Annotated in this window: 23 protein-coding genes, 1 pseudogene and 2 riboswitches; of the genes and pseudogenes, 8 read left to right on the forward strand and 16 right to left on the reverse strand. The window is 55.1% G+C overall.

Annotation, left to right across the window (positions count from 1 at the left end):
- Positions 1-172 precede the first annotated feature (172 nt).
- On the forward strand, positions 173-1,039 hold the full coding sequence (locus tag WBG83_RS16890; protein ID WP_336746407.1) for a VOC family protein: 867 nt from the start codon (positions 173-175) through the stop codon (positions 1,037-1,039).
- 265 nt (positions 1,040-1,304) lie between these two features.
- Here the strand turns inward: WBG83_RS16890 and WBG83_RS16895 are convergent.
- The 3 genes and pseudogenes from WBG83_RS16895 to WBG83_RS16905 form a co-directional block, all read right to left on the reverse strand.
- Positions 1,305-2,156, reverse strand: a pseudogene (locus WBG83_RS16895) (phosphotransferase enzyme family protein).
- A 211-nt stretch (positions 2,157-2,367) separates the two neighbouring features.
- The gene (locus WBG83_RS16900) at positions 2,368-3,156 is read right to left on the reverse strand and encodes a nucleotidyltransferase domain-containing protein (protein WP_336746408.1); all 789 of its coding nucleotides are present in this window, start codon (positions 3,154-3,156) and stop codon (positions 2,368-2,370) included.
- 260 nt (positions 3,157-3,416) lie between these two features.
- Positions 3,417-4,388: a serine hydrolase domain-containing protein gene (locus tag WBG83_RS16905; RefSeq protein ID WP_336746410.1), complete on the reverse strand. Its 972-nt coding sequence runs from the start codon at positions 4,386-4,388 to the stop codon at positions 3,417-3,419.
- Positions 4,389-4,690: 302 nt separating this feature from the next.
- Between WBG83_RS16905 and WBG83_RS16910 the strand changes: the two genes are divergently transcribed.
- Both WBG83_RS16910 and WBG83_RS16915 read left to right on the forward strand, forming a co-directional pair.
- Positions 4,691-5,668, forward strand: coding sequence for a hypothetical protein (locus tag WBG83_RS16910; RefSeq protein WP_336746412.1), 978 nt, complete (start codon positions 4,691-4,693; stop codon positions 5,666-5,668).
- A 19-nt stretch (positions 5,669-5,687) separates the two neighbouring features.
- Complete coding sequence (locus tag WBG83_RS16915) at positions 5,688-6,146, forward strand: DUF6630 family protein (RefSeq protein ID WP_336746413.1); 459 nt, start codon at positions 5,688-5,690, stop codon at positions 6,144-6,146.
- A gap of 191 nt (positions 6,147-6,337) precedes the next feature.
- Here WBG83_RS16915 and WBG83_RS16920 read toward each other — a convergent pair whose 3' ends face one another.
- The 10 genes from WBG83_RS16920 to gpr all read right to left on the reverse strand — a co-directional run bounded on the left by WBG83_RS16920 (position 6,338) and on the right by gpr (position 17,468).
- Positions 6,338-6,775 (reverse strand): hypothetical protein, encoded by a 438-nt coding sequence (locus WBG83_RS16920; RefSeq protein ID WP_336746414.1) that lies wholly within the window; start codon positions 6,773-6,775, stop codon positions 6,338-6,340.
- A gap of 203 nt (positions 6,776-6,978) precedes the next feature.
- Positions 6,979-8,055: a rod shape-determining protein gene (locus WBG83_RS16925; RefSeq protein WP_336746415.1), complete on the reverse strand. Its 1,077-nt coding sequence runs from the start codon at positions 8,053-8,055 to the stop codon at positions 6,979-6,981.
- Between the two features lie 392 nt (positions 8,056-8,447).
- Entirely contained in the window at positions 8,448-10,724 is a 2,277-nt protein-coding gene (metE, locus tag WBG83_RS16930) for a 5-methyltetrahydropteroyltriglutamate--homocysteine S-methyltransferase (RefSeq protein ID WP_336746417.1), read from the reverse strand.
- A 173-nt stretch (positions 10,725-10,897) separates the two neighbouring features.
- Positions 10,898-11,093: riboswitch (cobalamin riboswitch) on the reverse strand.
- A gap of 122 nt (positions 11,094-11,215) precedes the next feature.
- Positions 11,216-12,109 carry an energy-coupling factor ABC transporter ATP-binding protein gene (locus WBG83_RS16935; RefSeq protein ID WP_336746418.1) on the reverse strand — a complete coding sequence of 298 codons (894 nt, stop codon included), beginning with the start codon at positions 12,107-12,109 and terminating at the stop codon, positions 11,216-11,218.
- A gap of 1 nt (position 12,110) precedes the next feature.
- Positions 12,111-12,908: a cobalt ECF transporter T component CbiQ gene (gene cbiQ / locus WBG83_RS16940; RefSeq protein WP_336746420.1), complete on the reverse strand. Its 798-nt coding sequence runs from the start codon at positions 12,906-12,908 to the stop codon at positions 12,111-12,113.
- Positions 12,905-13,189, reverse strand: a complete 285-nt coding sequence (locus tag WBG83_RS16945) for an energy-coupling factor ABC transporter substrate-binding protein (protein WP_336746421.1) — start codon at positions 13,187-13,189, stop codon at positions 12,905-12,907. Before WBG83_RS16945 ends, cbiQ begins: the two co-directional genes overlap by 4 nt.
- Complete coding sequence (locus WBG83_RS16950; RefSeq protein WP_336746422.1) at positions 13,186-13,953, reverse strand: energy-coupling factor ABC transporter permease; 768 nt, start codon at positions 13,951-13,953, stop codon at positions 13,186-13,188. The genes WBG83_RS16945 and WBG83_RS16950 overlap by 4 nt, the downstream gene beginning before the upstream one ends.
- A 170-nt stretch (positions 13,954-14,123) precedes the next feature.
- Positions 14,124-14,314, reverse strand: a riboswitch (cobalamin riboswitch).
- Positions 14,315-14,544: 230 nt separating this feature from the next.
- On the reverse strand, positions 14,545-14,946 hold the full coding sequence (locus WBG83_RS16955) for a hypothetical protein (RefSeq protein ID WP_336746423.1): 402 nt from the start codon (positions 14,944-14,946) through the stop codon (positions 14,545-14,547).
- Positions 14,947-15,025: 79 nt separating this feature from the next.
- Positions 15,026-16,270 carry a stage II sporulation protein P gene (spoIIP, locus tag WBG83_RS16960; RefSeq protein ID WP_336746424.1) on the reverse strand — a complete coding sequence of 415 codons (1,245 nt, stop codon included), beginning with the start codon at positions 16,268-16,270 and terminating at the stop codon, positions 15,026-15,028.
- Between the two features lie 169 nt (positions 16,271-16,439).
- Positions 16,440-17,468, reverse strand: coding sequence for a GPR endopeptidase (gene gpr / locus WBG83_RS16965; RefSeq protein WP_336746426.1), 1,029 nt, complete (start codon positions 17,466-17,468; stop codon positions 16,440-16,442).
- Between the two features lie 204 nt (positions 17,469-17,672).
- Here gpr and rpsT point away from each other — a divergent pair, with 204 nt between their 5' ends.
- Positions 17,673-17,939, forward strand: coding sequence for a 30S ribosomal protein S20 (rpsT, locus tag WBG83_RS16970; protein WP_336746427.1), 267 nt, complete (start codon positions 17,673-17,675; stop codon positions 17,937-17,939).
- A 46-nt stretch (positions 17,940-17,985) separates the two neighbouring features.
- Complete coding sequence (locus tag WBG83_RS16975) at positions 17,986-18,159, forward strand: hypothetical protein (protein WP_336746428.1); 174 nt, start codon at positions 17,986-17,988, stop codon at positions 18,157-18,159.
- A 257-nt stretch (positions 18,160-18,416) separates the two neighbouring features.
- Here WBG83_RS16975 and holA read toward each other — a convergent pair whose 3' ends face one another.
- The 3 genes from holA to WBG83_RS16990 form a co-directional block, all read right to left on the reverse strand.
- Positions 18,417-19,448 carry a DNA polymerase III subunit delta gene (gene holA, locus WBG83_RS16980; RefSeq protein ID WP_336746429.1) on the reverse strand — a complete coding sequence of 344 codons (1,032 nt, stop codon included), beginning with the start codon at positions 19,446-19,448 and terminating at the stop codon, positions 18,417-18,419.
- A 286-nt stretch (positions 19,449-19,734) separates the two neighbouring features.
- Positions 19,735-21,132, reverse strand: coding sequence for a zf-HC2 domain-containing protein (locus WBG83_RS16985; protein WP_336746430.1), 1,398 nt, complete (start codon positions 21,130-21,132; stop codon positions 19,735-19,737).
- A complete protein-coding gene (locus WBG83_RS16990; protein WP_336746432.1) occupies positions 21,129-21,677 on the reverse strand; it encodes an RNA polymerase sigma factor in 549 nt (182 codons plus the stop codon). Before WBG83_RS16990 ends, WBG83_RS16985 begins: the two co-directional genes overlap by 4 nt.
- Positions 21,678-22,091: 414 nt before the next feature.
- Between WBG83_RS16990 and WBG83_RS16995 the strand changes: the two genes are divergently transcribed.
- The 3 genes from WBG83_RS16995 (at position 22,092) to WBG83_RS17005 (ending at position 24,694) form a co-directional block, all read left to right on the forward strand.
- A complete protein-coding gene (locus WBG83_RS16995; protein WP_336746433.1) occupies positions 22,092-22,868 on the forward strand; it encodes an IclR family transcriptional regulator in 777 nt (258 codons plus the stop codon).
- 68 nt (positions 22,869-22,936) lie between these two features.
- Positions 22,937-23,710, forward strand: a complete 774-nt coding sequence (locus WBG83_RS17000; protein WP_336746434.1) for an SDR family NAD(P)-dependent oxidoreductase — start codon at positions 22,937-22,939, stop codon at positions 23,708-23,710.
- Between the two features lie 87 nt (positions 23,711-23,797).
- Entirely contained in the window at positions 23,798-24,694 is an 897-nt protein-coding gene (locus tag WBG83_RS17005) for a fumarylacetoacetate hydrolase family protein (protein WP_336746436.1), read from the forward strand.
- Positions 24,695-25,025 lie beyond the last annotated feature (331 nt).

Here is a 25,025-nt window from a genome sequence, read left to right on the forward strand (position 1 = left end):
CCGGCATACCGAAGAGCTCTGCTTGCAGCGCACACCGTCTGCGGTACAGCCCTCCCTGATCATGAAGCCGGTCTTCCGCCCGCTTGACATAAGACCGATGCCCAACTACACTTAGTTACAAATCGTAAGTATCTATGCAAAAATAATTTGATACATTGGAGGCGCATCGATTATGTCCACTGTTATTCATGCCGGAACCGTACTCGGCGAGGTCAAGCTGAAGGTCAGCGACTTGACGCGTTCCATTGCTTTTTACACCAAGGTGATCGGTCTCCAGGTGCTGGAGGAGACCTCATCCACAGCAAGCTTGACGGCAGACGGCAGCACCCCGCTTGTTGTTCTGGAGCATATTCCGGATGCTATTATTCCGCCCCGCCGCTCGGTAACCGGGCTGTATCACTTTGCCATTCTGCTGCCGACCCGGAAGGCGCTTGGCCTTGCTCTGCGCAATCTCATTCAGGCCGGCATTCATATCGGTCAGGCGGATCATCTGATCAGCGAAGCGCTGTATATTACAGATCCCGATTTGAACGGCATTGAAATTTACGCCGACCGGCCGCGTGACACCTGGAAGCAGGATGCGGAAGGCAATTATGTTATGGCGACGAACCCAATCGACTGGGACGGACTGCTGGCCGAAGCCGGGGATGAGAGCTGGACCGGGCTGCCCGCCGGTACAAGGATCGGCCACATTCATTTGCATGTGGGCAATCTCCCGGATTCACAGGCCTTTTATTGTGACCTGCTGGGGTTCGAAGTCGTCGGCAATTATGCCAACATGGGCGCCCTGTTCATCTCAGCCGGAGGCTATCACCACCACATCGGCATGAACCTGTGGGCCGGACCGGGTGCCGCCGCGGCGCCGGCCAACTCAACGGGACTCGCGTACTACACAATTACGGTGCCGGATAAGACTGCGCTGCAGGCCCTGATTTCTCGCCTGAAGGACGCAGGGCACATCATAACGGTGCAGAATGATGCCCATACCGTAAAAGACCCGTGGGGAATTGAAATCCGGCTGCTGTGCACAGCGTCCTAGAGCAGTCATGAGCAGTCACAGCTTCATAACGCATTCCCGATTTAAAAAACTGAACTTCCCCACAAAATGCAAACGGCACCGCCTCCTTTTTTCAGGATTGCGGTGCTTTTTTCAGCTTTACTGAGTGAGAGAATAAGCCGGACTTATAAGGTGATGAACATGTTCGAGCCTGGCAGCAGCAGTCGTCGTCTTTGCGTACGGATGCTGACAAATACAATAAGCAACAAGCGAGAAACGATGGTTGCTGCCGGCTTATTCCGTGGCTTCACCAAGGCTGGCGAAAGCCTTCTCTACGCTCGCCGCACAGCCGCAGCAGCTTGAGACGCAGCCCTTCGTACCAGGAAGGGGCCTTATCCAGATCGCAGTCGTCCAGCGACCGCAGCACTCTGGCAAAGCTGTACAATTTCGCGAAACGGATCAACCTTGGGAACTGGCCGACCATCTCGGCATCATCGAAATCGATAACATGAAATCGCGCACGCTGCTCGTCATAAAAAAGATGATCCAATTGAAAATCGTAATGGACGAGACCGTACCGTTCCCCGGACAGCGGCATTTCTTGAAGCCAGGCCGTCATGCGCTCCAGCTCTTCGCCCGCTTCCTGCTCCTGCGGATGCTGATCCAGCACACTGCGGACAAAATCCAGCACATCCTGCCAGCTCCTGCGCTTCTCCACCGCCGGCTCATAGTCCTGAGAGAGCACATGCAGTGACGCCAAGGATTGCCCTCACTGCTCCAGCTGCCTGTCCGTTAAAGGCCCCTCCAAGACAGTCCCCTCATCCGCCCGAAAAACAGCCGCGAAATACGCGCCCTGCTCTGTCGTGACTGTTTCAACCAGATTCCCCGCAACGGAATGAACTGGAGCGACACAGGGATAACCGCGATTCTGCAGGTACTGCATAAACGCAAGCTCAGCGGCAATCTGTCCCGGCTTGTTCTCCGCCTCGAAGGCAAATCTCAAATAATAGTTCTCGCCCTTCCAGGCAAACACATACACAAAGTTGGAGCTGGCCCGCCAAAACCGCAAGCTTCCCTCATCATGCGGCCAATGCCGGATCAGCTTCAAAGCCGCCTTGTTCGACGCAAGCCCGTTGACCATCGTTCTCAAATTCATCATCGTACCCTGTTCCTCTCTGAGCCGGAGAGGGCACTATACTAACCCGCAGAAGCTGGCCCTCTCTTCAGCATGTTATTTTGACATCCAGTCCCGTTCAAAATAAATCAATCCTTCCACCTTCATCTAAAAACACCGTTGCAGGTATTATCGTACCGTAATCAGGCTGGTTCAGGCGCTGCCCAGTTTCATTTTAATCAAACATTCCAATCCATTACCTGTCCTGCAGCGGAGGCAGCCCGTCCATCCAGTTCCATTCATTATTTTGAATAAATACACTTACCGCCTGCTCTATGGAAATCTGCGGATCACGGAATGTCAGCAGCAGCTCTGTAAACGCTTTGCACTTCTCATGCGTAGGGGAGGTCAGCAAATCCGTCGCCAGCTCCGCAAATTGGTCCGGCTTCTCCGGCGCCGCCTCCACGGCGGCCAGCAGACCTTTGTGACACGGGAAAAGGAGCCGGTTATGGGCCAAAATGATTCGTCCGCCGAATAAAACCAGACTGCTTGCGGCATGGGCCAGCAAATACGGGTTGTCCTTTTTCTCGCCTTCGCCTGCAAAATAATGGCCGTATAAATACACTTGGGCGTAAAAGTCCTTCAGGTTCCGCTCCCGGTTCTGCTCCGGATACGCGGGAATGCGGGCAAGCAGCTCGTTCAGCTTCGGAATGCGGGAGAATATGGCCCTGGAGCCGCTGAAGGAGGCTCTTGTCGGCTCACTGCCCTGTTCGGCGGCCAGCTCCACAAATTCCAGCGGAATATATTTGATGTCGATATAGCAGCCCGGCGCATCGCTGAAGTCACGCATGACATATGCGAGCTGATGCTCTTGCTCGCGCTTCCGGTAGCACTCCTCCGTGACGACCATGTATACATCTATATCGGAGGTTTCCTTCGCAGTCCCCTGCGCAATCGATCCGGTGGTAATAACAGCCAGGATTGCCGGGTCCGAATCCACCCATTCCACCAGCTTCTCCAGCGCTTCTACATGATGAACGTACATGAGCTACACTCCCTTCCTTATTCCCATTTTTTTATCGTAGCCAGTCAAAATTACGGCAAACCACAGGCGTTCGCGCGATGTTTGCGGCTCGCGCGAGCCCGGCCATCCGGGACCGCACCCGGCTCCCGGCGCGCAGCGCGGCACCGCATGACCGTGCCGATTGCGCCGAAGACAAGAACAGAGCCGGCCCGCGTCTGTGCTTTCAAGACGAAAGGCCGGCTTCGGCGCCAAGCTCACAACGCTGCCCGTTCATGCCGGGACTATGAATAACGGTACAAGGGACCTCGGTATGTACCCGCCGCCTCCAGCATACTGTCCAGAAGATGCGCTTTAAACAGCTGGAGCGGCCGGGTCGTATCGCGGCACAGCTCGCTTGTGAACACGACAACGATCTGAAGCTCCGGGCAGACGATAATGTATTGTCCGCCATAGCCCATAGCAAAGAAAATCTTCGGATCGTACGGCCGTCTCATCTCATCCGCCAGCACCCACCAATGGTAGCCGTAGGAGCCCCATTTGTCATAGGTGTGGTAGTAGGCCGCTGTTGAACGGTCCACCCAGGAACCGGAAACGATCGGTTTGCCGTCCCAAACGCCATTCTTCATCATCAGCAGCCCAAGCTTCAGCATATCCTCCGTTCGCAGGCATAGGCCGAAGCCGCCAATAGAAATCCGCTTCGAATCTTCATACCAGCGGTACTCCTGTATGCCTAGCGGGGCAAACAGCTTTTCTTCTGCATAAGCCGACGTCTTCTGCCCGGTAACCGACTGGAGTATGGCGCTTAACACATGCGAGGCTCCGGAATTGTAGATCATTTTATGCCCCGGTTGAAGATCCATCTTCCGCTCCAGAACGAATTTCACCCAGTCCGTACTGCTGATCATCGGGAACGGCCTGCCGCCCCACGCCTCCCACTCCGGCCAGTGAAATCCCGGTGTCATGGTCAGCAGATGCCCGATCGTCACCTGTTCCTTTGCAGACTCGACCTCTGGCAAGTAACGTGAAATCGGTGTCTGAGTCCCGCCGACTACCCCTTCCTCCATCGCAATGCCAAGCGCAATGGACAGCACACTTTTGGTTACGGAGTGGACCTGGAATAATTTGTTGGCGTTTTTTTTGTTTTTGAAATATTCCAGTGCAATCCCGTTGCGCTGATACACTAAACAAGACGTAATCTTCTCCCGCTTCATGGCTTGTTCCAATTGATTCAGGCGTACGGAACTAAACTTCACATCAAATCCCCCGTTTCATTCTCTCTATCTCATGCATCCTGTTCAAGAAAGACAAACAATGATTTTACCTAAATTATGGTTATTTCTCATATACATTTCATAATATTCCTTTTTTAATAGAATGAAAAGTATAGATTTCATAGACTTTACAAAAAAATATAATTTGGGGGATAAAAATTCAAAGCGCCGACGCTCCAATATGGAAAATGTTATAAAAATAACAAAAGTTTATTTTTTTAAACCGATAAAGGAAGGGATAGAACCTATCGATGTTCCGTATCCAGCCTTTCAAGGAGAGTGCAATGCTAAACCTTAAGAAATTACAAGTGGCGTACAGACGCTACAGCAAAAACTTTGTAGACGGCATCAAATTTGAAACGGTCCAGGCGAAATATGAAAAGAACCATCGTGAAATTGTGACGATTGTCGAATCGAATGACGTAGAGAGAGATCACATTTTATTGATAGACCTGAATCCTGTTTCCTCCTATTACTTGTCTAAATGGAAAAACGATGTCCTGCTTCATGGCGGGAAGCATACGGAACCGTTAAAGACGATGCATATGGTCGTATTTTACCAGTGTATGGCGCAAGAGCTCTATCAAATCCGTTATCCAAAAATGTGGGTGGAGTACAACTTCGGGGAGGTTGTCGCAGCCTTAATTCATTTCACCATGTTTGGTTGGGAGAAGGAAGAAGCCCTATTATTCGATTTCATCGACCAACACCTCGGCAGGCACATTATGGATGCCAATGAATACAAAAGGCACGTCTGGTTTTTACTGGAGCTATACCTGCAATACCGAAATAAAACGATAGCAGGGACCCGTCAAAATGTGAAGCTCGCTCTGAGGCAGGCCTTTCAGAAAAACGGGCTGAAGTGCGACTTAATCCCGGATGATTTGGATATTTATGAGGACGTGCTGGAGCGGTGGAACACCACTGATCCTGCAGAGACGGAGCAATTGCTTCGCAGCATGTCGCGGTTCCATTCCGATTTAGCCTCGGAATTAGGCAATTCTCTGGAATTCGGCGACTTCAGATTTGCATTCTACCCTTATGAAATGCTGTTCCTGCTCCATATAAGAAAAAAGCTGGGGCTGCCGGTCCCTAGGCTCGCTGACGATTTCCTGTTGAATACGCCGGAAGCGTGTATGGAATTCCAAGCTCCTGAGCCTTATCCGGAATGGGACCCTTCGCTGCGTCTCATCGATAACTTTTACCGCAAACACTATCCCGATTATATTCCGAACCGACACGGGGCTTTGTTTCAAGCATAAAGGAATGGAGGACATCCACATGTCTGCTAAACATATCGTCCCCTTCATATTTGAAGATAAAAAAGATGTAGAAGCCATTCTAGGCGATTCAAAGACGTTCGACATACACGAGGCCGTGTTGGACTACGGACTGTCCACAAAAAAGCTCCTCTATCTTGATTATAAAGGCGAGGAAGGGAACGAAATCGTCCACTATATGTTGGATTATGAATCCCTGCATAACGTTGAATTAGCTGCTCAGGATGAGCTTGAGGAATTAGGGGATCATGACGACTATGAATATTTACCCGAGAAAATCAAGGCGGTCAACAAAATCATAGCGACACGGGGGTACGGATTGTTCACTTACCCGACCTTTAGCGACTACTACGCCCTCTTCATCGCCAAGCTCGAGCATAAAGCAGAATTGCTGCGGGTGGATCTGCTTCTGGATGATGATATCCCCGAGCAGGAAAGATTCATACAGTATTATGACTGAATGATTGAATGCTTGAATGGTTGAACTATAAAAATAGAAGCAGTGTGATAGATTTGCTTTCTCTCAGCTCGCTGCTAAATACAAGAAGATGCCGGGCAGCTGATGTCCGGCTCATTTTCCAATTTTTATAGACCAAGCTCAAGGATGATTTGTGAAATTACCTTTGATTATTACTAAGCCGGCCGGTTTCTTTATTCACGGCTTCCTGCGGCCGAAAGAATTGCGAGCAGCTTCTCGCTGTCCAATTTGCTCATTTTCCCGTACTTGTTATGCCCCTCGATCAATACCTCAATTGCAGCCTGGCCGGAAGAGACCCATACGCCAATTGTCAACGACTCGTAGGAGTCGGGATGCTCGGTGCCGACGGTTGTAATTTTGTAATCCGGCAGCCGGGACATTAAAATTTTTGTGTTTTCCCAGGGAACCTGCTGCAGCATATTCATAACCGCCTCCACCACCTTCGGCTCCTTGAGCAGCTGAACACTTTTGTCATCCCGACCGTCCGGCTTGCTGATTTGAAGATTGATGTTAGGCGCAGCGGAATCCTGCTGTAAAGCTTCTTTCGGACTGCACCCGGCCGCAATGCTCAGGATAAGCAAAAGTGCAGCAAGCACTGCTTTTTTCACCATGCTGTCCTCCTTACGCCTGACTTGTGGAATAATATAATAAATTTGCAAGAAAAATCTAGAAAAAGCACTCTCTTTACATAACGTGCTACCTCTACTTAAGGTTGCAGCTGCTGTCTCTTAAAGTGTCCGGCAGGGATGCGGCTTTTTTCCCCGCTCCATACTGTTCCTGCCTTTTCGCTTCTATTTTTGCTGATACCGGCCTTCTAGGAATTGGCTCCGGCTTGCTCCAAAACGTCATTCGCCTCCGGCGGATAGGAGGATTTTCTTGCAGAGCCGGCGGATGCGGCTCGTTCCGCCTTGTAGCCGAGCATTTTCCCGGCCCCTTGCGCAATGCATTCCATCGGCTGCTCGGCAACAAGAACCGGGACACCGAGTTCACTTTGCAGCCGCTGATCCAGCCCGTACAGCAGCGCCCCGCCGCCGCACAGCAAAATTCCCTGCTCCATCACATCCCCCGCCAGCTCCGGGGGGCACTGCTCCATCGTACGCCGGACACTCTCTACAATCGCAATCGTAAAGTGATTGAGTATCTCGTAAATCTCCAAAGCCGTAATCGATATCGTCTTCGGCAAGCCTTCAACCAGATCATTCCCGCGGACATCCATCCGCACCTCCGCTTCCGGCCAAATCGCCGAAGCCATATTTTTCTTGATCTCCTCCGCAGTACGCTCGCCAATGACCAGATTATAGGTCCGCTTCACATATTCGATGATGTCCTGATCCAGAGACATGCCGCCAACCGGAATATATTGGCTGACCACAATGCCGCCCAAGGCTATCAGGGCCACCTGGCTCGTCCCGCCGCCGATATCCACCACCATGCTCCCGATAGGATCTGCGACAGGCAGCCCTGCTCCAATCGCAGCCGCGAGCGGCTCCTCCACCGTGGTCAGCTTCTTGACTTTCTTGTGCACGACCATTTCCTCGACGGCGCGTTTCTGCACATTGGTCATGCCGCAGCGGACGGAGACGAACACCTGGGAGCTGCCGAACCAGCTGGCCCGTCCTTGTATTTTGCCGATAAAATGCTTCAGCATGGCGGACGCGATGTCGAAATTAGCAACGACGCCGTCCTTTAACGGGTACATCACCTCTATGTTCGCAGGAGTTCTTCCGATCATCGCATACGCTTCCTCGCCAAATGCCTGCAGCTCCCCGGTATCCCGGCGGATAGCCACCACAGACGGCTCCGCCAGCACAATGCCCTGGCCGTGCTGATAAATAAGTGTATTGGATGTGCCCAAATCTACCCCGTATCGTTGTTCAAACCTTTTAAACATACACACGCTCCTTCTCGCTGTTCCCGGTCTGTGCCTGGATGCGGTACGGTATCTTTCATACCATTCGGGATAGACCGCTGCGCTTTGGGGGTCAAACGGGAATAGGTGGAATGTTCCATTTTTGGAGTTCAAACTCGAAATAGGGCTTTCCGTCTTCTCCCTATCTCCTGTCATTTCCGCAAATCAAAAAAAGCAACCTCTCCGGAAACGCGATTTTATCGCAGTCCCGGGGGTTGCTGTACTATTTTTGGAAAGGATGAGCGCCCTGCAGCGTTTGGTAAAGACCGGCTGCGGCAAGAATAACCGCCCGCGGTCGCCTCATTTGTCGTTCAACTTCATAATGAAGCAGCTTCCGGCGTATGGCGCGGACATCTGCGGTAATGCACTGTTGCTTATTGCAGCTTCGCCCTGACCGCTTCGGCAGCCTGCACCATGTTGCGCAAGGATTTGACGGTTTCGTCCATGCCGCGTGTTTTCAGGCCGCAGTCCGGGTTAATCCAGAACAGGCTCGGGTCCAGCACGCGAAGGGAACGGTCGATCATCGAGACCATTTCTTCGACAGCAGGCACGCGCGGGCTGTGGATATCATATACGCCAAGGCCAATGCCTTTGCCGTACACCGTTTCCTCAAAGCTGTGAATCAGCTCTCCATGGCTGCGCGAGGTTTCAATGGAAATGACGTCGGCATCCATGTCCGAGATAGCCCCAATCATGTCATGGAACTCGCAATAGCACATGTGAGTGTGAATTTGTGTCGTATCCTTGACGGTGGAGGTAGACAGACGGAAAGCATCGACAGCCCACTGAATGTAAGCCTCCTTATCCTGCTGCTTCAGCGGCAGCCCTTCGCGGACGGCCGGCTCATCGACCTGAATCATTTCGATGCCTGCCTGCTCCAGCGCTTCCACCTCGGCGCGCAGCGCCAAGGCAATCTGGTAGGCCACCTGCTCGCGGGACAAGTCATCCCGCACGAACGACCAGTTCAGAATCGTCACCGGACCGGTCAGCATGCCCTTCACCGGCTTCTTGGTCAAGGACTGCGCAAATACGCTTTCCGTGACCGTCATCGGGGCGGTAAAAGCCACATCCCCATAAATGACAGGCGGCTTGACGCAGCGGGAGCCGTAGGACTGTACCCAGCCGTTTCTTGTAAAAGCAAAGCCCGCCAGCTTCTCCCCGAAAAACTCCACCATGTCCGTCCGCTCGAATTCGCCGTGGACGAGCACGTCAATACCGAGCTGTTCCTGTAATTCAATCCAGGTCCGGATTTGGGCTTCAATGAACTCGCTGTACTGCGATTCGCTCCATTCGCCTTTTCTCCATTTTTGGCGAGCCTGACGCACCTCTGCGGTTTGCGGGAAGCTGCCGATAGTGGTTGTCGGCAGCAGCGGGAGCTGCCATTGGGCCTGCTGCAGCGGTCGGCGGTCGGCAAACGGAAGCGCGCGGCCGAACTTCTGCTTCGTAATTTGTGCAATCGCCTGCTGAATCGCGGTCCGGTTCCGCTCCGGAGATGCATTAAGCTGCCTGCGGGCTTCCCGGCTTGAGGCCAGCTGTCCGGATACGGCTTCCGGCCCGTTCTCCAAGGCCTGCTTCAATACCGCAAGCTCCTCCAGCTTTTCTTCCGCGAAGGCAAGCGCATCCTTCAAGACAGGGTCCAAATCGGTCTCCGACCGGGTCGAGACCGGGACATGAAGCAGGCTGGAGGACGGCTGCACAATGAGCCGGTCAGCTGGAACGAACGCCGCCAAACGACCGGCAAGCCTGATCGCCTCATCCAAATCGGCCCGCCAAATGTTTCTTCCGTCAATCAGCCCGGCTGCCAGAACCTTATCCTGCGGGAAGCCGTGCTTTTGAAGCTGCTTCAGGTTCCGCCCGCGATCATGCAGGAAATCCAGTCCGATTCCCTGTACCGGAAGAGCGATGACCTGCTCGTAATAATCGACCGCATCAAAGTATGTTTGCAGCAGCAAGCTCAGCTTCGGTGCCGCCTGCTTCAGCTCCGTGTACACTTTATTCAGCAGCTCCACATCCCCGGCTGTGACGGTTGTGGATAAAATCGGTTCATCCACCTGAACCCACTGAACGCCCTCCGATTCCAGCTCCTGCAGCAGCTGTGCATACAGCGGGATGAATGTGGCAACCACCTCAGCCACCGGCGTGCTGCCGTAGCCTTTGGACAGCTTCACAAACGTCAGCGGCCCGAGGATAACCGGCTTGCCTTCAATGCCAAGCTGCTGCCTGGCTTCCCGGTAGGCCGCCAGCGGGCGGTTCTCGGTCAAGACCGGTACCGTATCATTCAGCTCGGGAACGATATAGTGATAGTTGGTGTTGAACCATTTGGTCATCTCGCAGGCAGCCGCCTCCTTGTTCCCGCGGGCCATGGCAAAATAGGTGGCCAGCGGAACCGGACCGCCCTCATAGGCAAAGCGCTTCGGAACGATACCGAACATGACGGCCGTGTCCAGCACATGGTCATACAAAGAGAAATCTCCGACCGGAATAAGCTCGATGCCTTTGTCCTGCTGCACCTTCAGATTGTCCAGCCGAATGGCCGTAACCTCCCGGACGAATTCATCCTCCGGCAGCTTGCCTGCCCAGAACTGCTCCAGCGCCTTTTTCCACTGTCTGTTTGCGCCAATGCGCGGATACCCCAAATGACTGCTTTTCATTTTTACCCAGCCTCCCATGGATTGGTTCAGTTTCTTGTCATCTATTGCCTAAATCTAAAATAGAAAACAAAAAAAGACATCATTTACCCCATAGAAAATAAAGGTAAAGATGCCTGCTGGTCTGTCGATCAGTAGCTCCCATCTTTAACACCTCCCTATCTCCCGTAGGTACTGCAGTGTTGTCAAAATAGGCAGGTCTCCTGGCTCCAGAATCCTCGCATGTCGCAAACCTTCCCAGTCCGACGGACCAGTGGCATTTCCTTGCGGCAAGCTCCTCTGTTACAGTGGCGGGACCGCGCCGGTGTTGCACCGGACTTCCCTTTTAAGCCTTGGCTGCTGCGCCAAAGCACCTATTTCCACGCTATGCGGTTGTTTTGGTCTATCTAGGTTACAATGAATAATAATACACATATTTATATTTTTATGCAACACCTAGTATTGCTGCCTTTGCTCCATGCAGCCGGATAAGCATGCCAGGCAATGATCATCCTCTATGTCCCGGCAAAGGGAAGGCGGTTCAAATACCGCTTCATTTCCTCCACCGTCCGGGGTGGAGCCGAATGCTCTCTCACCTGTTCGGGCAGCGCCTGCCACAGCTCAAGCAGCATCGGCAGCTCCAGCCCCAGCGCCGTAATCGCAGCCTCATTCCGAAACACCTGCTCCGGCGTGCCCGCCATGACGCACCGCCCCTGATCCATAACCAGGATCCAGTCTGCCCAGGCATAGGCCAAATTCATGTCATGGGTCGCCATCACGACGGTAATGCCGCTCTTGTGTACCCGATCCAGCTCCTCCATTAGCTGGCGCTCCGAGCCCCGATCCAAGTAAGCCGTCGGCTCGTCCAGCAGCAGCAGCTCCGGCTCCAGCGCCAAAACACCGGCCAGGGCGACTCTTTTTTTCTGGCCGAGGCTTAAGTGGTGCAGCGGCGTATCCGTCAGGCGGTCCAGCCCCATGGCATTGAGCACCTGCTTCACCCTGTGCCGAATATCCGCCTCCGCCACGCCGGCATTACGCAGACCATAAGAAACATCTTCCCCGGGCGTGTTCAAAATTAACTGCTGCTCCGGGTCCTGGAACACAAGCCCCACCTGCTGGCGCAGCTTCTTAAGCTGCTTGGCCTGGTAGGACAGCTCCGTCCCCTTCCACAGCAGACGGCCGGAGGATGGCCGGTGCAGGCCGAGGGCGTGCAGGAAAAATGTTGATTTGCCCGATCCGTTATGGCCGCAAATGGCCGTTCTGCAGCCGGCCGGGATACGCAGCGTCAACCCGTTTAACGCCGCGTTCGCGGCGCCGGGATAGCTGAAGACGACAGACTCCGCCTCCACAATCGGATGAGTGCCCTCCGTCAAAAAATCCATGTTGTCCGCCTTCGCGCGTTCATTCATCTTATCCCCTCCATCGCAACCACAGCTCCAGCAGGAGCAAAAGCAAGACGCCTGCGCCGCTTTCCGCCTTATAGCGGAAGGAAATCCCCTTCGGCTCGTACGGTGCCATCCGGATGTCGCCTGTGAAGCCCCTGGCCATTAAGCCGAAGGACAAGCCCCGGTACCGCTGCATCGTCTTGCCGAATATTCGCACAATAAGCAGCGCCGTATCGTTCAGCCTGCCTTTAAACCCGGCTTGGCCGCCCCGGGCCCGCTGGGCCGTATACATATCCCTCGCCGTCTGCGACAGCAGGAATATAAAGCGGTACATAATCAGCATCAGCTCCAGCAGCAGCGGCGGCAGCTTCAGCTTGCCCATCACTTGAAACAGATCCGGCATCGGCGTTGTCAGCGTAACGAAGAACATACAGGACAGGCAGGCCGCAATCCGGACAAGCAGCGTCAGCGCAGTCTCCAGCCCGGACTCCGTAACATAAGCCGTCCAGCCGCCTGCGGTGTACTGAATCAGCAGGGAAGCCCCGTCCGCGGCCTGCCCGGCCGGAGTCAGCTGCACAAGCAGCGCCGGCAGACTGGCCATATAGAACAAGCAGGAGCTTCCCAGAAGCATCAAATAAAACCGCGCCGGGATACGGGCATATCCGATAATCCAGAGGGACATCCATGCGCCAATCGCCAGCTGCACCACCGGGTGCGCCGCATAAGCCAGCACAAACAACAGCGCTGCGAGCCCGCTTTTCCACAAAGGAGAAACGGCTCGCAGCTTGTTGGTGTACGATATCGTATCGATGCGCTGCATCATTGGGGCTTCGTTTTGCCCGATCTGCCTCTGAACAGCCCCAGCACGTAGCCGATAAAGCCGGCCCCAAGCGCCGCCTGCAGCGCAAACAGCATACTTTCCGTCTCCGACGGCAGCTCAAAAAAGGGCGAAAACCACGGCTCATAGGACGGATGAAGCGTCTGAATCATTTCCTCCGCAGCGCCGTCGGCCCCGCCGAATTCCGCATCCACCAGCAGCAGCGGCAGCACCGCCAGCAGGATAACCCCGAGAAGAATCAGCACATTTTGGGTGCTTCGTTTCATGATTGATCGGCCCCTTTCATTTTGCGCTGCAGCAGCGACAATTCCTGTGTGCTGAAGGATTGCAGCCAGTTCCAGATCAGGACCGTCAGCAGCCCTTCACTAATCGCCAGCGGAATCTGCGTAATCGCGAAGATGCCGCCAAACTTGGCAAAGGATGCCGCAAAGCCGCCCACCTCAGCAGGAAAAGCAAGCGCAAGCTGAACCGAGGTCACAACGTAAGTGGACAAATCCGCGAGCATCGCCGCCGCAAAAATCGCAAGAAGCTGCTTGCCCGTAGCTTTCATCAGCGTTTTATATACAAAGAAGCCGGCCACAGGACCCGCGACCGCCATAGAAAATGCATTGGCGCCCAGCGTGGTCACTCCGCCATGGGCGAGCAGCACCGCTTGGAACAGCAGAACGATGGAGCCGAGCACGCTCATCGGCAGCGGACCGAACATCACAGCTCCAAGCCCGGTTCCGGTCGGATGCGAGCTGCTGCCGGTAACCGACGGAATTTTCAGCGCGGACAACACAAACGTGAAGGCGCCTGCCAGCCCGAGCATCATTTTGAGCTCCGGCGTTTCCTTTGTAATTCTAGCGATCGCGCGCAAGCCGAGAATAAAAAACGGGATAAAGACGACCCACCAAAAAATCGCCCAGCCTACCGGAAGAAAGCCTTCCATAATATGCATGGCGCGGGCGGACTGCGGCTCGTTCAGCATGAAGTACAGGGTGAAGCCTGAAACGAGCAGCAGCGTGTGCATTGCTTTTTTCAATGACATGCTCTAACCTCCTGAATGAATAAAAATGACTGCGGCATAGACAGGCGGGACATAGCAAAAAACCAATCCGCGGCTTGGATTGGTTCAGGATACGCACAAATAGAAGACGGCCCCATCCTTCGTAGATGGCCGCTTCATGCTTGTACACCTCTCCTTTTCCGCGAAGGCACGTGGGTGCTTCAAACCAGGTAGGTCTCCTGACTTGTGGATCAGCGCTATGCTTCGTCTTCCCCGGGCTTTCCCCGAGTGACCATGTTAAAAAGCAAGCTCCCCAATTACAGTGGCGGGACCGTTCGGGATTCTCACCCGATTCCCTGTTACCCCTTGCCTAAGCAAGGGCACCTGATTTGTTGTCCATATTTAAGTATTGAAGAATAAGTTCCTGCACATGCTTAATGCTTACATGCCCAATTGAAACATAAAGCCTGTCAAAATTCAAGAACCAATTCGGCCTCCGCCTGCTGAAGCCGGGCATGTGGAATGCGGTGAAGTGACGGGCGATGCGGATGTAGTCCGGCCTTGCCCGAGCGGATAAAAGCAGCACGCTGCCGCAGCATGTCCCGGGTACATCAAAAACATGCCCGCACGATGTTACAGCAGCCCTTCCAGCCAGGACACAACGAGCCGCACTCCGTGATAGGCTGCCATTTGCAGCAGCTCGCCAATCTTGTTCGTGATGCGGTTAATGAGCGGGTCCTCGGTCACTCTGGGGCGGGCGGAGGATGCCGCATCGGACTTCGAATCGGCTGCCTTGGCTTTCCCCTGCTCTGCCGCCTTTGTTCGCCCTGCTCCGGCCTGCTCCCCTGCTGCGGTCCGGACGGCAGCCGCCTGGGCCCCGCCTGAGCGGGCATCCAAAGCTCCGGTACTGCCCGCCGCTGCGGGCAGCGGTCCGTGAATACGCTCGGTGCCTCGTGAAGCCAGCTCCACACCGAAAGCGATGCCAAAGGCCAGCAGCAGCACTGCGCCGGCGAACCGCCAATAAAACCTGCTCATAGGATGTACCCTCCATCATAGGACGCTATATACCATTTGTTCACAACTGGACCATGCCGCTCGGAATCTCCACCAAAAGCTACCGCTTTGCCGCGCCATCCCCCGGGGCGGACACCTTCCGGGCGTTCCGGTACAGCTCGGCAATCACTTCGGCCAGCACATCGGCAGTCCGGTTCATTTCCTCCATCGTGCTGTACGGCCCGCCCACTTCTATCAGAATGCTGTTTGGCGACATCGACTGGTTGTACTCCGCATTCCCGTTAGACGCTTTCCCGTAAATTCCCTTCGAGATGCCGGGGTGCGTCTCCTCCAGCCGCTTGTGAAGCTGGGACGCGAATTCAGAGTTTTTCTCCCAATTCGGATTTCGTTTGCCGACCACAAAATATACCTGGGCATAATCCTTGCCGTCAATATGAACCGTCGTCTGTTTACGTCCAAGCGAGTCACGATGAAGATCAAACACCATCTGCAGGTCCGGATGCTGGGCAAAAGCCTCCTTCACCGTTTTGTAGGAGTAGGCGTAGGATTTGGCGTAATTGAACCCTTTTTCCAGCGTCGGATAGTCTGCATCCGAATGCAAGGTTCCAATTCCGAGCTCGTTCAGCTTGTCGCTCAGCCGCTTGCCGACCTGTGTTACGTTGATTTTCGGATCGAAGGCCAAATCCGGGCTCGTAATCCCCTGATCCTTCAGCTCCGGCAGGAAGGATTCCCGGTTGTGGGAGTGGTAGATAAAAATGGCAGGCCCCTTGCCAGCCTCCGCCGCTCCGGGCTTGGACGTGGCTTCCCCGGCCTGGGCTCCTGCCGCGTCTACTGCCGTTGCCCTGCCGTTAATTTCCGCTGTTGCCGTCGGCGGAAGCCCTTCCGGCTGCAGCACCTGCGAGGGCGGCGTATAGTCAGCGGGGTCCTCCCCCATCACCGTGCCTTTGCCCGGATACAGCAGCACGGAGCTGTCCGATCGCAGGCCGGTCATTTCGCCTGCCAGCCAGCTTTTGGGGTCACCCGGCCGCATGCCGGTGGACAGCTGCAGCAGGAAGTGCGCCGTATTGCGGAAGGAAAACACCGATGCTTCGGGCGCCTGTCCCAAATGAGGCACCTCCATCGCCAAAATATCCATAAACATGCGGCTGGACATCACCGCCGCCATCCCCTGCATCGACGGCATCCGTTTCTCCGGGATTTGCCGCTGCAGCACCCCGGCCATGCCCAGAACCGTCATAAACATCATCGTTCCCGCTGTCACCGTGACGAACAAGCGCAGCAGCTTGGTCATCTCGCCAAGCCGGAACCCGTCATGTGCCGCATCGTCATTCTCGAACCATTTCATAGGCTATCCTCCGCCGTTTGTGTCGTAAAGTAGAGCAGCATTCTATCTAGTTCTACTCTATGAACTTGCGGAGTTCGCTAGAACAGCTATAGAGAAAAAAGAGGCCAAGCCCGCTCCCGGCCGGGAGCGCTTGACCATTCGGTTTCACTATACGCTGCGCGAGTAGCGTCTAATGGGTATAGGCCGCCACGTTATCCTGATCCACGGCCTGATGAAGGGCCGCATTCAATCCGCTGGCAATGATGTTGGCCATATCCTCAATGAACTGATCGATATCCTTGGGCGTCACCAGCAAATCATGCCCGAGCGGGTCAAGCACCTCTTTGACCATCCCCAGCCGCTCCTGCTCCGACATGCCATCCAGTAAACCGAGAATGGCGCCGGTATTTTGCGTATGCTGCTGCAAATGCCGCTTCATCAGATCAATCGTGCTGCCCACGATCGTGGAAGCGTACACCACGGTAGGCACGCCAATCGCAATAACAGGCACGCCCAGCGCCTGCAGCGTTAGCCCCTTGCGCTTGTTTCCAACCCCTGAGCCCGGATGGATGCCCGTGTCGGCAATCTGAATGGTCGTGTTGACACGCTCCAGCGCCTTGGAAGCCAGGGCATCGATGGCGATGACCAAATCCGGCTTCGTCCGATCCACAATGCCCTGTACGATTTCACTGGTCTCAATCCCCGTCGTTCCCAGCACTCCCGGCGCAACGGCGCTTACCTGACGGTAGCCGTCGGAAACCTGATCCGGCATCAGCTCGAAGTAGTGGCGGGTAACCATCACATTCTCCACCACCATCGGCCCCAGCGCATCGGGGGTTACATTCCAGTTGCCCAGCCCGATAATAAGCACCTTGGCATCCGCCTTCGTTCCGATTCTTTCCAGAAACGACGAGAATTCCTGCGCCAGCCGGGTGGCGACCCGATCCTGCAAATCGCTATCCTTGATGCGCAGGCCCGGCACCTCGATCGTAATATAGCGGCCCATCAGCTTCCCGATCGCGCGCGCTCCCTCTTCATCCTTCACATGGAGACGGGTAATCAGAATGCCGTCCTCTTCGGATGTCTCACTGTCAACGCCCGGCAGCTGGTTTGGCATTGCATTCCCGGGCATACCCGCCTTGCTGCGGGATGCCACCGCCATATCGCGCGCTTCCAGCGCCAAATCGGTACGCACGGAGTACATCGTTAAATCCGTCATTGCTCGCTCCCCTTTTCAACTGAAATGGTCAGACTTGGCGAATCGTTCGTCTTCCCGTATTGTGCCAAAAAAGGGGGGCCGCTATTCCAAGGCTTATCCGCCGAAACAAAAGGTTTCCGGTATTGCATTTTGGTAGGGCGCATGTTAGAATATTTAAAGTTGTCGTAAGACCGTGTATGTACTTGCTAGTAGGAGGTGAATGCAATGCCAAACATTAAATCCGCGATTAAACGGACGAAAACGAACGAATCCCGTCGTCTTCGTAACGCTTCGCAGAAATCCGCGCTCCGTACGGCCGTGAAGTCGTTCGAAACAGCAGCAGGCTCCGGTAACCTTGAGTCCGCAAAAGAAGCCCTCGTGCTTGCTTCCAAGAAGCTGGATAAAGCCGCAACCAAAGGGCTTATTCATAAAAACGCTGCTGCTCGCAAAAAATCCCGCTTGGCGAAACAGCTGAACGGACTTCAAGCGTAAGCAGAAGCCTTTACATGCTTTAAACTTACAATCAAGGGGCTGTTCCATGATAGCAGATTATTCTGTTGTCGGGACGGCCTTTTTGGCGTTCATGGATTCACGGCTTGAGTGGTCGACCGACCGCCGTCATGCAGCGAAACACAATGACGCATCCGTTACAGGAACCGGAACCACAGCTGGGGTCTGGATTAGCCATAACAAGCGGCCGACCGGACGCTAATGCAGTTCATGCAGTTCATGCAGTTCATACAGTCATGCAGTTCATGCAGTTCATACAGTCATACAGTCATACAGTCATGCGTCATGCAATAATGCAGCCAAACCGTCATGCAGCGCAGCTTGAAATGTGTTTATCAAATCATACAAACATCCCCGTACAAGGCCAGCCTTGGAGCTGACCTTGCCGGGGATGTTGTGCTTAAACCACGCGATGCATGACCTGATTAGAATGCCATGATTCAAATCAGTCTGCTCGCCTCAGCGTCCAGCTTCCGGAGCCAGACGAAGCAGAAACAGCTCCAGCCCGAGCACCTTGTCCATAGTGCCCGTTTTCATCTTGTAATCCAGCTCCGCCAGCTGGGACAAAATGCTGCTGAGCCGTGCGCCGTCATAGCGCTTGCCCTGCTCCGCGGCCAGCTTCACCGCATAAGGGTGCAGGCTGAGATAGCCCGCGATTTGCTGCGGCGCGAACCCTTGTCGCCCATATTCCTTCACCTGCAAAATAATGCGAAACTGGCGGGCGATCAGCAGCAATATTTTAATCGGCTCCTCCTTTTGCTTCAGCAGGTCGTAAAATATCGCAAACGCCCGCTCCAGCTTCAGTTGAACGATGTTTTCAATAAGGAGAAACACGTTTTGCTCCGTACCCGGTACGACCAAGCGCCGCACATCCTCAGCCCCTACCGTGCCCCCAGGACCGGCAAAGGTTGCCAGCTTGCGGATTTCTCCCGCAACCGACTGCAGGCTTCCTCCCGTGTACAGCAGCAGCTCTTCTCCCGCGCCCGGGCCGAGCTGCACCTGCTCCTTCTCCGCCTGCCGCGCCACCCACTGGCGCAGCTCCTCCTCGGTCATCGGCAGGAACGGAATAAGCACATCCTTTTCCTTTAGCAGCTTGACGATTTTTTTGCGCTCGTCCAGCTTCTCCGCCTCCACCGTCAGAACGAGCACCGCAAAATCACTCGGATGCACCATATACTGCTGAAGCTTGTCCACCGGATGCTCCAGCTTTCCTTGATCCTTGGCACCGGTCAAGAATAGGGCGTTTTTGGCTACAATCAGCTTGCGCGGCACAATAAAGGGCGGCTCCTGAGCCTCATCGATTGCCGATTCCAGGCTTGCTTCGGTCAAATCCAGCTTCGCCAGGGCGAAATCCTGATGCCCCGGCTCAATCAGCTTCGCTGTCAGCTCCGCGATAAACTCATCGAGCAAATATTTTTCCGTTCCGTAGCATACATAAATAGGCTGAATGCGGCCTTGTCTTAATTCCCGCTTCGCCAGCCGGTAATCCATCCCCGGCACCTCCCAGCTCGTCGTACTTGCGCTCTATTCTTGTTTATCATAGTTTACAGATTTCGTCCAGAAAACAATCCGCTAGCCGGCCTAAGCCCCCTTGATGATATAAAAAAACAAAGGGATCACGACACAGCGATCGCCCGCCTTGCCGTCATCCCTTTGCCCCAGCACATCATCTATATAAACACCCGGCACAGGCCCCAGGATTCCCCGCGCCGCATGGTTATACGACTTTGCTATACTATACGCCGGAAGCGTGCCATTGGTGCACAAAATCCGCGTTTTAGCCCGGTTTAACTGTCTCTGTTTTCTTGACTAGATCCATGCTGATGAGCTGCTTGACCTCCCCGCTGACCACTTGGTAGGTCAGTTGGGTTTCGCTGTCCCAGGACAGCAGGGTCAGCTTGTCGGTCGCCTTCCATTGTCTTGGCGATGTATACAAGACCTCACCGCTGCCGATTTTCTTCACGACAATCCGCTGATCCTGAACGACTGCAAGCAGTGTCCCGTCCTTGGAGGACAGCTCCATGCCCGCCGCTTCATAGACAAAGCTTTGCGCCTTATAGCTGTAATCCTTGGAGGCCAGCCCGCGCGAGTCTGCCGCCGGAGCGCTTTCCTCGGCCCCCGGAGCAGCAGGTGTCGATGCCGCAGCCGACTGGTCCGCATTCGACGTTTGGCTCTCCGGCATCGGCGCAGGCTCCGCCAGCTTCTTGGACGCGTCGCCGCTCGTATCCGGCTGCGAAGCCGGCTGCGGCGTGGCGGACGGCGCCGTCACCGTCTCGCGGGGCGCCGGCTGCGAAGCCGGCTCGGAGGCGCTGGCCGCCGGCAATTTCGCTTGCGGCTGCTTCGCTTCCGGCGCCGGCTGCTCCGCTCCGCTCCCAGCCTGGATTGGAGCCGGCTCGTTGGCACTGGCCGCCCCCGCGCCCGGCGCTGCCTGCGCTTCACTCTCAGCCGCACTCTGCTTCGCAGCCGCAAGCTCATCCTGCTTGGCGGCGGAAGCTGCCTCCGTGCCCACAGCCTCACCGGCCCCGCTACCGGCCTGCTTATCTTGGGCTGCGGTGCTTCCTGCCTCCCCAGATGAACCCGATGAGCTGAATTGAGGAGACATCTCGGCGACTTCCTTCTCATCCAGGCCAAGCCCGCCGCTGCTCGTCAGTACAATAACCCCGAACAAGGCAGCAGCGGCCAGCGCACCGCCCCATGCCGCGCCGCCTCGCATCCAGCCTTTCCGTTTGACAGGCTCCAGCTGCGCCGCAGCCCCCGGGCCCCGGCTGGACTTGCCGCCTTCCACTGCGGCAAGCCGCTCACCGCCGCTTGTCTTCAACACTTTGCTTGCCGAAGCTTCCGTCACAGAGCCCGCAGCCTCCTGCGTTCCCCACTCCTTGGCGGCCAAAGCAATGAATTGCTCCGCACCGTGCTCCACGTTTTCCTCAAGACCCCGGCCCTGCTCACGCAGACGGTCAAGCTCATCCAGCCGCGGCAAAAGCGCGTCAACCAGTGAAAATGGCGGCTCCACCTTCGGCAGGCTCACCAGCCCGCTGTGAAGCTGCTGCATTCGGCGAAACATGGCGGCACAATCGGGGCACTGCTCCAGGTGGGCCGTTAAAGCCAGTTTCTCGGCATCGCTCAGATCGCCGTCCAGCTCACGCTGCATCAATTCCACCACCTCTTCACAAATCATCCCCGTACACCACCCTTCTGATAATCTTGTAATAAGTTCTGAAGCTGCGCCCGGGCCCGGAACAAATACGATTTTACCGTGTTCAAGGGCAGTCCCAGCGATTCTGCGATTTCATTATAGGATAAGTCTTGCAAATACCTCAGCACCACAACAATCCGGTGATGATCGGGCAGCTTGCCGATTGCCTCTTCGATATCTTTGGCCAGGTACACCGAGGCGACTTCTTTTTCCACATCACTCGGACCGGTAAACACCAGGTTGTGTTCCTCAATGGAAACGGCTGATTTTTTGCGTCGGAACATATCGATACATATATTGGTGACGATTCGCTGCACCCACGTTTTAAAAAGCGCTTTTTCTTCATAGGTGTGGATTTTCGTATAAATACGAATGAGTGCCTCCTGCGAAGCGTCCTTCGCATCCTGTTCGTTGCCGAGCATATAATACGCCGTTCGGTACACATGTCCTTCCACTTCACGCAGCAGGGCTATCAGAGCGTCGCGATCGCCGGATTGGGCAGCTTTAATCAATTCCAAGGCTACCACTAGGATCCCCCTCTCGTGCAATTTCCAGACGCAGCCGCGTCCGAAAAAGTTGCAAAACTTTTATTGTAAATCGAAATATCCGCTTTACCCCAAGCACGTCAGCAGGCAGGCCGGGCCATAGTAAATCCAAGCGGGGCGAAAAATAGCCTGATCGCTCCGAGAGAGCCTCCCTTTCTCCCTTTCATCGGGCTTAGGCCTGGTTCCGCTTATCTATCAGTCTGTCTACTCTAGTTTACCACACCCCGCAGCGCGGTGAACAAGATCCGATCCGCCATCATTTATATACGGAGGACCCGTGCAAAAAGTTTTGACCAAACGCGAGAAATCATGGTAAAATTTATTTTATAAACTTGGTTTATTATAATAAACCATCATACTGAAATTACCTTGTTTTTATAGAAGAAAGGAAGCCTGATGGAACCAGACAACAAGCCGTCCGCAGAAAAAAAATATTGGGTTCCCGCGCTTGAGCGCGCGGACAGCATCCTCCGGTTAATCCGTGCCGAGCCCTCCGCCCTGAAGCTGATGGACTTGTCCAAGCGGCTGGACATTAACAAGAGCTCCATGTTCTCCCTTCTGCACACGCTGGAAGCACTGCAATGGGTAACCCGGCTGCCCGGGGATACCTATGCCATCGGGCCCGGCATCGGCCAATTCGGCAGCGCGTATCTGCAGCAGTTCGACCTCAGCAGGGCTTTTCAGCAGGAGGCGGCGGCCTCCCGCACACGAATCGGCGAAACCGTGCAGCTGGCTTGCCTGGATGGGCGGGATATTCTATACCTGGCCAAAATGGAAGCCCCTTCTCCGGTCCGGCTCGCTTCAGATCCGGGGATGCGGCTGCCTGCCTACGCTACGGCAATGGGCAAGGCGCTTCTGGCCGAGCTGGAGGATGCAGAGGTTCTCCGGCTGTACCCGGAGAGCGGGCTCGCGCAGCTTACCCCCCGGACAGTGCCGGACGCTGCCGCCCTGCTGGCCGAGCTGGCCCGCATACGCAAGGAAGGCCTGGCCTATGACGATCAGGAGGCCGTTATCGGCTTTTGCTGCGTCGGGGCCGCCGTTTATGATGCATCCGGACGGGCTGCCGCAGCAGTCAGCTTCTCAATGCCCGCCCATCAATGGGCGGTCAAGCAGGAGCAGGCGACCGAGGAGCTGCGCGGGCTTGCCCGGCGCTTATCCCCCGGCTCGTCTTAACCCGGCGTGTCCGCCGGATATCGCGCAGCCCGGGATACTATATTTAACCTCAAAGGGGAAATGAAATCATGCGGTTATCGAACAAAATCGTGCTCATTACCGGATCTGGCTCCGGGATTGGCAAAAGCACCGCCCTGCTGTTTGCAAAGGAAGGCGCTTCTGTCATCGTCAACGATCTGCAGGCGGATCGGGGAGAAGAAACCGTTCAGGAAATTCGGCAGGCCGGAGGTGAAGCCATCTTCCTCCAGGCTGACGTTACGAAGCCCGAGGATGTGGAGAAGCTGGTGCGCGAAGCGCTGGCCCACTACGGCCGGATCGACGTGCTGTTCAACAATGCGGGCATCAGCGGAGTCGGCATGCTGCATGAGGTAGAGCCTGAGGCATGGGACAAGGTAATGAACGTCAATATTCGCGGGGTTTATCTGCCGAGCAAATACGTGCTGCCCCATATGATGGAGCAGCGCAGCGGCAGCATCATTAATATGTCCTCCTGCATCGCCGAAATCGGCCTGGCCCGCCGGGCTTCCTACGCGGCAACCAAAGGCGCCATCCTGTCGCTGACCAAATCGATGCAGGTCGATTACGCGCCGTACGGCATCCGTGTCAACGCACTGCTGCCGGGCACCATTTTGACCCCGTTCGTCGAGAATTATTTGCGCACCTCCTACGACGATCCCGAAGCTGCAATCGCTTCCCTGAAAACGCGCCAGCTGTCCGGCGATCTAGGCCGTCCGGACGATGTGGCGCAGGCCGCCCTGTTCCTGGCTTCCGACGACGCCAAGTTCATGATGGGATCGCCGCTTTATATTGACGGAGGCGTCGTCTTCGGCAAAAACGCTTGATTTTCCGGGCACGGATCGGCTCTTGTTCGGAGCTTGTCCGAGCCATTTACCTGCATTTATTTCATACTAAAGGAGCGGACTTCATTTATGAAACTCGTTACATTTCAGACAAACGGCGGTCAGCGCCTCGGACTCGTGACAGAGAAGGGCGTTCTGGATATTGCAGCGGCAGCTCAGGCCTTCCCGGGCTCGGCAGTGCCGCTGAACGTAATGGACGTTATTGCCCAAGGCGCGCCGGCGCAATCTGCACTGCTCGCACTGGCGGACAAGGCGCTCACGGCTGGAGAGCAATCGCTGTTTCTGGCGGAAGAAGGCCTTGATTATGCGCCATGCGTCACCGAGCCGAAAAAAATGATTTGCGTCGGCCTGAACTACCGCAAGCACGCCGAGGAAACGAATGCGCCCATTCCGTCATACCCGATTTTGTTCAACAAGTTCCACAATACCTTGACCGGGCACGGAAAGGATGTGCCGCTGCCGAAAGTATCTCAGGAGGTCGACTATGAAGCGGAGCTGGTCATCGTAATCGGCAAGGAAGCCAAATACGTCAGCAAGGAAAACGCGCTGGATTATGTGTTTGGCTACTGCAACGTAAACGACCTGTCCGCCCGCGATTTGCAGCTGCGGACGCCGCAGTGGATGCTTGGCAAAATTTGCGACAGCTTCAGCCCGCTTGGCCCGTATCTGGTTACGGCCGATGAAGTCGGCAACCCGAACGAGCTGTCGATTCGCTGCATCGTCAATGGCGAAGTCCGCCAAAGCTCCAACACATCGGACATGATTTTCCGCTGCGATGAAATTGTCAGCTACATCTCCCAGCACCTGACGCTTGTACCGGGAGACATCATTTTGACCGGGACGCCGGAAGGTGTCGTGCTTGGCTATCCGCCGGAGAAGCGTGTCTACCTGCAGCCGGGGGATGTCGTCACCATTGAGATTGAAAAGCTCGGCTCCATTACGAACCGGATGGTTGCGGAAGCGTAAACGGCTTGTCCGGCTTCCCGGAATTTTCGTTCTTCCTCCGCATATCATCTGATTCAACATCATCTTTTTATTTAAAGCTCCTCAGCCCCCCGCAGCAGCGGGCGGCTGTTTTTTTGTTACGAATGCCAGGCTGCTGCGCCGGACGTGCAGTAAAGCAATCCCGGTGTGTTTACAGCCGGACATGGGTTTTTTCTGCATTTTGCGGCCCTTGAGTCCTGCCTCTCGATCCTGCAATTGTCTCCTTCAAGCCTCCTGAGCATATCTGCTTGAGCTGCTGCATACCGGAGTGGGCAGTACAGCACATTCCCGCTTGGTTATGCTGCTTTGGCCT

Source organism: Paenibacillus sp. y28 (genome assembly GCF_037137075.1).
Taxonomy (GTDB): domain Bacteria; phylum Bacillota; class Bacilli; order Paenibacillales; family NBRC-103111; genus JBBBNV01.